General features: G+C 62.1%; 2 protein-coding genes and 1 pseudogene. 1 reads left to right on the forward strand and 2 read right to left on the reverse strand.

The window, feature by feature from the left end; all coding sequences use genetic code 11:
- A pseudogene (locus FXV83_RS00555) lies at positions 1–159 on the forward strand (IS630 family transposase); the annotation flags it as partial.
- 62 nt (positions 160–221) lie between these two features.
- Here the strand turns inward: FXV83_RS00555 and FXV83_RS00560 are convergent.
- Together FXV83_RS00560 and FXV83_RS42315 are read right to left on the reverse strand one after the other, a co-directional pair.
- Entirely contained in the window at positions 222–1,778 is a 1,557-nt protein-coding gene (locus FXV83_RS00560; protein WP_148736740.1) for an ISL3 family transposase, read from the reverse strand.
- 19 nt (positions 1,779–1,797) lie between these two features.
- Positions 1,798–2,033 (reverse strand): hypothetical protein (locus tag FXV83_RS42315; protein ID WP_210250715.1); only part of this gene is annotated, 236 nt, incomplete at its 5' end.

The raw sequence follows: 2,033 nt of genomic DNA on the forward strand, positions 1-2,033 counted from the left end.
GCGATCGTCTCCTACGACGAGAAGCCGGGGATCCAGGCCATCGCAACGACAGCGCCGGATCTGCCGCCAGTGCCGGGCGTGCATGCGACCTTCGCCCGCGATCATGAGTACAAACGTCACGGCACGCTCAGCCTGTCAATCGGCTTGCAAATTCTGACCCCCTAAGCCAGGGGATCGGCGTCCAAAATTGGCTCTCTGACGCAGTTTTGGTGCAGCTCCGATTATTCTGCGCCGATTAGCCTGGCTTGAAGCAAATCGATTTTGCCACGGCCGTACATTTGGCGTCTGACGAGCTTGAGGCGCGTGATCTGACCCTCAGTCTGTCCGTTGGACCATGGCGAGGTGATCGCCGCTCGAACCGCCGCTTCATCGCTCGTTACGCCGCGGGCGAACGATGCGACAAGACTGGCGCGAGCGCGCTCGATCCAGGGTGACAACTCGGCGGCGGCTCGGCGCCGAATCATCAAGTGGAATTCGGCGATGATCTCGCGTGCCTCGACCAAGGCTGGCACGCCAGCTTCTACCGCCGCGACCGTCACCGTCTCTGCCTTCGATAGCGTATCCCGTCCGACGGTCATGAGACGAGCGATCGTTCTGGCCGATGGAATCCGATGAAGAGTTTCGACATCAGTCTTTTCGGCCCGCCGTCTACGAGTCGTCCATTCGCCGACAACACGAAGGGAGCCTCGGAAACCGCGCGCCCGTAAGCGGCGCCAAAGTTCAGCGCCGTTTCGGCAACCGGCTGCCCATTGATCGTCGAGCCATGGCAGGTGCTGATCGAGAGAACTCTCCCGGGTCCGGAAGACATCATGGCGTTCGCCGCGGATCACCTGTCGTACCAGCCCCCTGCTGTGGCCCGTCTGGCGCACGATCTGCTTGATCGGCATTCCACCTTTCGACAGGCTCAAGATGGTCGCGTTGGCCTCGTCGCGCCGGAGATAGCCCTCATATTGGAGACGCTCCGCAGCTGTTAGCAGCTCGGGATCGATCGTCGTTGCTCCGATTGCGCTGCGGATCTGGCGCATCGATTTTCGGACGGCATCGAGGAAGGCCCGACTGGCGTTCTCCATCAGATGCCAACGATCTGCGACCTGTACCGCGTGCGGCAGGGCCTTCGCTGCGGCTTCGCCATATCCTCCACCGCGGTCACGAGCGACGATCGCGATCGTGGGATGAGCAGCGAGCCAGGCCTGGGCGGTCGCGGGCTCACGGTCCGGCAGCAGGGTGACCACCCGGCGCCTTTCCAGGTTGCAGATGATGCTGGCGTATCGGTGATTGCGCCGCCAGGCCCAATCATCAATGCCGATAACCCTGAGCGGGTCAGCTGGTGCACGGCTACGGCGTCGAACCACCCGGAGGAGCGTATCCTTGCTCACCGGCAGCATCAGCCGCTTTGCGAAGCCTGCCGCCGGCCGTCCGCCAAGCGCCAGACCGAGGTGATGGACAATGGAGTCCAGCCTCGCCGTGCGTCGCGCTGATGGCGCCAGCACTCCTTCGGCGAAGCGCTCAGTAAAGATTTGGCGCCTGCACAGGACGGCGTCGCAGCGGAAGCGGCGGGCGACCACCAGGAGCTGTACGATCCGCCCCGAAAGCGGGAGGTCAGTTACGCGTCGCCGATACCGGCTATGGACACGTCGGGAAACTGTTCCGCACAAGGGACACAGGCCGACGCTTCCGGACGCCCGGATCTCAATAACGGCCTTATCACCTTCGTAGTACGCACTCTCTACAACAAACCCACGCGGCACCAGACTGGAGCGGTGGAGTGCTTGCTGCATGGCTTTGATTCTCCTCCAATCAAAGCGCCACGCATCCCCCAAACTGCATCAAAAGTGAGTCAGAGCCAATATTGCAGGCCGAATGACACTCAGCCTGTTGGCGGGGATTGACCTGCTCACCGGGAAGGTCCACGCGCTCGTCAAAGACCGCCACCGCAGCCGAGAGTTCATAGAATTCCTCAAGCTCCTCGATGCCGCCTATCCGGCCAGGACCGCGATCAAGTTGATCCTCGATAATCATTCCGCGCACATCTC

The sequence above is a fragment of the Bradyrhizobium hipponense genome (assembly GCF_008123965.1).
In the GTDB taxonomy this organism is placed as follows: domain Bacteria; phylum Pseudomonadota; class Alphaproteobacteria; order Rhizobiales; family Xanthobacteraceae; genus Bradyrhizobium; species Bradyrhizobium hipponense.

Coding starts and splice junctions, on each gene's coding strand:
- FXV83_RS00560 (WP_148736740.1), bottom strand. CDS start 1,778: ATGCAGCAAGCACTCCACCGCTCCAGTCTGGTGCCGCGTGGGTTTGTT.